This is a genomic window from Salinivibrio sp. MA427 (assembly GCF_001996115.1).
In the GTDB taxonomy this organism is placed as follows: Bacteria; Pseudomonadota; Gammaproteobacteria; order Enterobacterales; family Vibrionaceae; genus Salinivibrio; species Salinivibrio costicola.
The window spans coordinates 1-6,046 of the sequence record NZ_MUFH01000153.1 but is presented as its reverse complement, the minus strand read 5'-3'; the positions used below and the strand labels follow the sequence as shown (position 1 = coordinate 6,046).

Below are 6,046 nucleotides of genomic sequence, written 5' to 3'. Positions count from 1 at the left end.
TACCACTATCGATAAAAGCAACCCAACGCTCATCGCCTTCTTGATGAATAACCACACAACGGTTTTCTTCGACTAAGCCAAATTCGTAAGCTAATGCAGGTATGATATGTGTCACTGTGTTTGAAAAGGCGACATCGGCTGCTGACCATACCCAAACACTGGCAACCCATTCATCGCCTACCGATTGTATAATGCTAAAATATTGATAATCATCCCATAAAAGTTCAGACTCTAGCTCTGACTTAACACAGAGCTCCACCTCTTCACGGGTGACAACCGCCGCTTGATACGTGTATGTTTTATATAAGCATATGCTTTGTGGCACTAAACCAACAACACGATCAAACTTGCGATAGTGGCGAGTGGTATCCTCCTCACTAGGCCAGACCACATAATGCTTTTGCAACGTCGATAACACTACTCGTCTCCGATATTCTGCGTGTTGTATTGGAAGTGCCGCCCATAATCCGGGAAACGCCACATTCTAACAGGTGGCGGCATACTGGTACCAGGCCTTATCCGGTATTCTGCTGACGCTTGGAAGCCATTATATTCATAATAAACCCGTAGTCGAGTACTGGGTGATAGCTCACTCCCTAAGCCAATTTCATAGAGATAAGACTCCAACTCATGCCAGCGCTGCTTACTTTTTAGTCGCTCAATTTTTGATAGCTCGACATCGGAGAGATCATAAATATGCTTAAGCATGTAATTGGGCACTAATGCGTAGTTTTTATCGATCGCATGGTTTAATACAACCAAGTCTTTTAGGCCTGGTTTATTATCATCGCCATTGTATATCTCTGGGCTAATCCCTTCGATGAGGAGCAATTCATCCATACTGCGAAATAGATCTTCACGACCATAGCCTCCATTTTGTTGCGTTTGCCATTTCACTACGCGATCGGTCAATGTTCTGGCTTCTTTCGCACTGACGTACAGCTTAAAGACATTGCTCAATTCATTCTTATCGACATAGCGTAGACTCACTAACCCTTTTACATCCTGCAGTGAAACATTAACGCCATTCTTTAACTTTATCGGTTCGCCATCGGTTCTAACAAAAAGATCGCCAACTTGATATCCCATCGGCAAACGTTCGCCAACCAACATGCCGAAAAATAAACGTTGCTCTGCCGAGTGTATTTCTCGTAACGCTTCAACGCGCTCTTTTGCTGCTACGGCCGTTTCGACTTCCCCATTCGCTTTTACCAACATAATACTGCCGATAGTGAGCAATATCGAAATAATGACGAGGGTTAAAGGTAGAACGACACCTGCTTGTTTTCTCATTTGACTTCTATCCGCGCACCAATATCAGCGCTTCGGGTGTACTGGGTGACTTTAAATGGCCATACATATTCTTGACCGTTTTTTAGCTTTACCGTCAACTTTGCCATGACAGGCATTTGGGCCTCATTATAACTGTCTATACTCTCCACCCAGTGACGTCCGACTCGCACTCGACCACCATTTGCATTATAAGCCAACTCATCAACATAATACCGCCAGTGATATTCTTCTACATCGGTAAACAAAGTCAGTGCTTCCGTTTGGTTTGTTTCATAAAGGCCATAATAGGGGTCACTGTTCGGTGTTTCTTGATATACAAGCATTAATCCTCCCCCATCATTCAGTTTTTGGTTTATTTCAACCCAGGCATAGGTGCCTGGTCCACCCAGAATAGGACTTTCACTTAAAAAGGATACTTTTTTTGAATCGCCCTTAAAGTAAGGTGCTGAATCTGAAAAACCAACGCTGAAATTTGATGCGACAGATTGATTAAACGCGGAAGAGAGCCATGAGAATTGTTTGTGATACCTTATGATATTATTATTTTCATTGAGTGCTCTTTGCCACTGAGAACGACCCTGTTCAAAACCGAACATTACCAACGATACCACGGTTGAAAAGATTGCCAGGACTACTAGCATTTCAACGAGAGTAAATCCATGTTCGCTATTATTTTTAGTCATGCCAGCCCAACTGCTCGAATGAAAATTTATGCTCGACGTTCTTATATTCATAGTTAACATTAACGGTAAACAATTGAACCTTTTGGCCCGTGTCTCCCCGTACATCTAACACGCTACTTTCGGGAATTGCCTCCCACGTATAGCTTATATTGTTGCCGAGATTGTTCGCGCCTGACTGCTTTTCAAAAACATTAACAACACTAATCTTATTTAATATAGACTCCTGAACCACTGAGTTATTAAGCACATCATTAACTCGGCTGGTTTGTATTCTGGACTGATTCATCACTGGAAATATTACTGAGAAGGCAGCGACTATTATGGTGATAGCAACAAGCACTTCAATCAGTGTAAACCCATGATCAGATCTTTTTAATTTCAACTTCACCATATGGCATCTTTACTTCCAGCCGCCAAACATCGTTTGAGTCAGTTAATAAATCAATGTGCCCTGAGCTCACGAAACCATCAGCCCTAAACACAATTGGCGTATGCGATTTAATACGAAGATCTTGTTCTTCTGCTTGCGCTTTCAGCCACGAAAGATTTTCTTCCACAAAAAAGCTTTTCGTTTTGCTATTTTCCTTTCTTACTTGCTTTAATGTATTACCCCAGAATGTTTGGATAGAATGTTGCGTATTGAATGATGTATATTGTCCCCAAAGTTTGGGGACAACAATACTTGATGTTAAGGCAAGCAAGGATATTACGATTAACAGTTCAATTAATGTAAAACCCTTTGATCTCATTCTTGTGTTCCTATGTCTGCATCTTCTCCTTCACCGCCTTTTTCACCATCGCGACCGTAGGAATAAAGCTTGAATTCATAATTTGGCATGAGTTCGTAACGATAATCACGATTCCAGGGATCTTGAGGAATAGATTTAGAAAGATAAGGGCCGTTCCAACCCACAACGTTATCAGGTTCGATCATCAAAGCATTGAGGCCTTGCTCTGTTGTTGGCAGTTCTCCAGTGTCTAGACGATAGGTTTTGATCGMTGAAGAAAGAAGCTCAACTTGTGCGTTAGCCACTTTTGTTTTTGACGAACCTAATTGATTGAATAGCTTAGGACCGACCAAGCCTGCGAGTAGTGATATGAGTACCAGTACGACAAGGAGCTCGATAAGCGTGAAACCTGAGTTTTTATTTTGACGCATCTTTACCATCCAATTTCATTGATTGAGATAATTCCTGATATCAGTACGATCATGATTGACCCGACAATGCCGCCCATAATAACAATGATCGCGGGTTCAAGCACGGACAATGCTCGCTTTATCCCAACCGAAAGACGTCTTTCATATAATTTAGTTATCTCTCTAAAACAAGAGACTAACGCGGCACCTTGCTCTCCTGAAGCAATCAGACGCGTCACGATCGCTGGAAAAACACTATATTCGCTGAGTGAGCTACCTAGGCTTTGTCCTTCTTTTACTCRACCGATAACAAGGTTGAGCTTTTTGTTTAAGGTCACATCAGAAACATTATTATTGGTGATGGTCAGTGCCTCTACTAAGTCAACACCTGACTCTGATAGCTTTTGCATGCTGGATGAAAACTGTACAACCTGCCAAGCTTGAACAAGTTCTTTAACATAAGGGAGTTTTTTAAGTACAGCCAAACCGATATCGTGAAGCTTACCTGAGTCAGACAGGTATTTAACATAGACCACTAACGCTATCAACAGTCCGACAATCACAGCGATATTGTCGTTTATAAACTGTGCAGTACTGACCAACCCAGCCAGAGCCGACTCTTTATTTGCTTCGCTGATCATGCTTTCAAAGTTGGGAATAACGTATGAAAACAAAAATAAAACCACAAGCACACATATGATCACGAGAAAAGAAGGATAAGTTAACGCTGACCGGATTTCTGTCGCGATCGCTTCCTCTTTTTCCATTCGCTCGGCAACACTTTGTATTGACGAGGAGAGATCACCGTTAGATTCTCCCAGCTTTAACATAGAACCCACATAGAATGGGAATACTTTTGGCTGAGACTCAATGGCGCTGGAAAGACTTAATCCACTTGATATGTCTTGATGAATTTTTACCAAGGCATTCTTTAACGGTTTTTCGTCGGTTGTTTCAATTAACGAGTACACACACACATCGAGCGCCATACCGCTTTCTCTTAATGTTGCGAGCTCTCGTAAACATGTCATTATCGATTCACGTTTAATTTTTGGTCCGTTTTTCCGCTGCGTTTTTTCAGGCACAACGAGGACAACGTGAAGGTTACGTTCCTCTAGAATCGCTTTGGCATGCTTGTCGGAACTCGCTCTTATCCAACCATCAGATTGCGAACCATCCGACCGACGTGCAATATATTTATAGTCCTTCATCCTATCACTCTCATGACTTCTTCGAGCGTCGTATCTCCATTTGCCGCTCTAAGTACGGCATCTTGCTTCAATGTCCGCATATTCTGTTTTCTTGCCACCGAAATAATTGCCGATGTTTCTATAGGAACATCATAATCGTTAGACCAATCCATTAACTCAAAGACGGGTATACGCCCTTTATATCCCGTCCAATTACATTCTTCACACCCTTTTGCAGACAACCATGTAGGATTCGTCACAATGCTTGGCCATTTCTTTTCTATTTGCGGCCAACCAATCTCACTGGCTACTTTTTCTGCCGTGTGATCTTCCTTACTACAATGTGGACATACGCGCCTTAACAATCGCTGAGCCATAACGCCGACGATTGTCGACTTAATCAAATAGTCAGGTATGCCAATATCCTTCAGTCGGATAAAACTACTTGGGGCGTCGTTTGTATGTAGTGTGGAGAGAACAAAATGTCCAGTTAACGCAGATTGTATCGCGATCTGAGCCGTTTCTTTGTCACGCATTTCACCGATCAACATGATATCGGGATCTTGTCTTAACGCTGAACGCAGAACGGTTGCAAAATCTAAACCTATATCACTGTTAACCTGAATTTGAGTAAGTCCAGCCATTTGATATTCGACCGGATCTTCAACGGTAATAATTTTGGTTTGCTCGTCATTTAGACCACCGAGCAATGTGTATAATGATGTCGTTTTACCACTACCTGTAGGACCTGTTACGAGAAAAATACCGTTTTTGTTGGTTGTAATTTTATTGATAAGCGCTAGCTGATCGGGAAACATGTCTAGTGTCTTCTGAGAGCCTGTCTTTTTGGCCGTATTATCATTGACAAGCAGACGTAAAACAGCATTTTCGCCGAATACAGTTGGTGTCGTCGCAACTCGAATATCTACCTGGTTCCCTGATAACCTCGCTTTTATCCGCCCATCTTGAGGCAAGCGTTTTTCCGAGATATCAAGGCCCGCCATCAATTTTACTCGTGAAATAATCGCCGAGTGCAAAGAAAGATCAGGCTGATCGACAGTATGTAAAACACCATCAATTCGATATCGGATAAAGAATTTCCCTTTGTTTATCTCTAAGTGGATATCCGATGCTTGATCAATAATAGCGCGTTGAATACATTCATTGACGAGCTTAACGACTGGCGCAGCGCTACTGTCTCCTTCAATAATTGAGCCTGATAGCTCTGAGTCACTTTCTTCAAACATCGAAACCAATTGTCTATACTGATAATTCGATGTGAGAATAGGTATCACTTCAAGGCCATATTTTTGCTCAAATAACTGATAGATATACTCATTCCATACGTCAGTTAACGCCATGTATATTTTTTTGCATTCACTATCGATGAGTAAGGGGAACGCACTATTTTTTTTCCACCAATCTTCTGGGAAGTATCGTAAAGCGATTTCTGGCGTGGGCTGCGACCCTTTTAGAAGCGTCTCTTGAAATGTCTCATACAGATAAAGATTCAGCTGTTCACTTAATGCTTCTAACACATCGCTTTCCGCACAAATACCGTTAGAAACACAAATTTCGCCAAAATAGGGGCGATTTATGTGACCGTAGCCATCTTGTATTTTAATCACTTCCTCAACATCGGAGTGATTTAAGACTTGTTTTTCTAATAATATCTCGCCTATTAATTTAGTCATTATTATTCCTACAAAACATCAGCAAAGCTTGTTTTTATTCGTTGAAAT

Annotated in this window: 7 protein-coding genes and 1 pseudogene; all 8 read right to left on the bottom strand. The window is 41.7% G+C overall.

Annotated features, from left to right (window positions below; genetic code table 11):
• Positions 1-418, bottom strand: a pseudogene (locus BZG79_RS10340) (hypothetical protein); the annotation flags it as partial.
• Positions 418-1,293 (bottom strand): hypothetical protein, encoded by an 876-nt coding sequence (locus BZG79_RS10335; RefSeq protein ID WP_077679441.1) that lies wholly within the window; start codon positions 1,291-1,293, stop codon positions 418-420. The gene BZG79_RS10335 and the pseudogene BZG79_RS10340, both read right to left, overlap by 1 nt.
• Entirely contained in the window at positions 1,290-1,976 is a 687-nt protein-coding gene (locus BZG79_RS10330) for a type II secretion system protein (protein WP_158011551.1), read from the bottom strand. Before BZG79_RS10330 ends, BZG79_RS10335 begins: the two co-directional genes overlap by 4 nt.
• On the bottom strand, positions 1,969-2,367 hold the full coding sequence (locus BZG79_RS10325; protein WP_077774335.1) for a type II secretion system protein: 399 nt from the start codon (positions 2,365-2,367) through the stop codon (positions 1,969-1,971). The genes BZG79_RS10330 and BZG79_RS10325 overlap by 8 nt, the downstream gene beginning before the upstream one ends.
• Positions 2,339-2,725, bottom strand: a complete 387-nt coding sequence (locus tag BZG79_RS10320; RefSeq protein WP_077774334.1) for a type II secretion system protein — start codon at positions 2,723-2,725, stop codon at positions 2,339-2,341. Before BZG79_RS10320 ends, BZG79_RS10325 begins: the two co-directional genes overlap by 29 nt.
• Positions 2,722-3,144: a type II secretion system major pseudopilin GspG gene (gspG, locus tag BZG79_RS10315; RefSeq protein WP_077774333.1), complete on the bottom strand. Its 423-nt coding sequence runs from the start codon at positions 3,142-3,144 to the stop codon at positions 2,722-2,724. The genes BZG79_RS10320 and gspG overlap by 4 nt, the downstream gene beginning before the upstream one ends.
• Positions 3,138-4,325 carry a type II secretion system F family protein gene (locus BZG79_RS10310; protein WP_077774332.1) on the bottom strand — a complete coding sequence of 396 codons (1,188 nt, stop codon included), beginning with the start codon at positions 4,323-4,325 and terminating at the stop codon, positions 3,138-3,140. Before BZG79_RS10310 ends, gspG begins: the two co-directional genes overlap by 7 nt.
• Positions 4,322-5,998, bottom strand: a complete 1,677-nt coding sequence (locus BZG79_RS10305) for a GspE/PulE family protein (RefSeq protein WP_077774331.1) — start codon at positions 5,996-5,998, stop codon at positions 4,322-4,324. Before BZG79_RS10305 ends, BZG79_RS10310 begins: the two co-directional genes overlap by 4 nt.
• Positions 5,999-6,046 lie beyond the last annotated feature (48 nt).

What these genes read in the sequence shown, in the direction of transcription:
- BZG79_RS10325 (WP_077774335.1), bottom strand. Translation starts at nt 2,367, where the DNA reads ATGGTGAAGTTGAAATTAAAAAGATCTGATCATGGGTTTACACTGATT.
- BZG79_RS10320 (WP_077774334.1), bottom strand. Translation starts at nt 2,725, where the DNA reads ATGAGATCAAAGGGTTTTACATTAATTGAACTGTTAATCGTAATATCC.
- BZG79_RS10335 (WP_077679441.1), bottom strand. Translation starts at nt 1,293, where the DNA reads ATGAGAAAACAAGCAGGTGTCGTTCTACCTTTAACCCTCGTCATTATT.
- BZG79_RS10305 (WP_077774331.1), bottom strand. Translation starts at nt 5,998, where the DNA reads ATGACTAAATTAATAGGCGAGATATTATTAGAAAAACAAGTCTTAAAT.
- BZG79_RS10330 (WP_158011551.1), bottom strand. Translation starts at nt 1,976, where the DNA reads ATGACTAAAAATAATAGCGAACATGGATTTACTCTCGTTGAAATGCTA.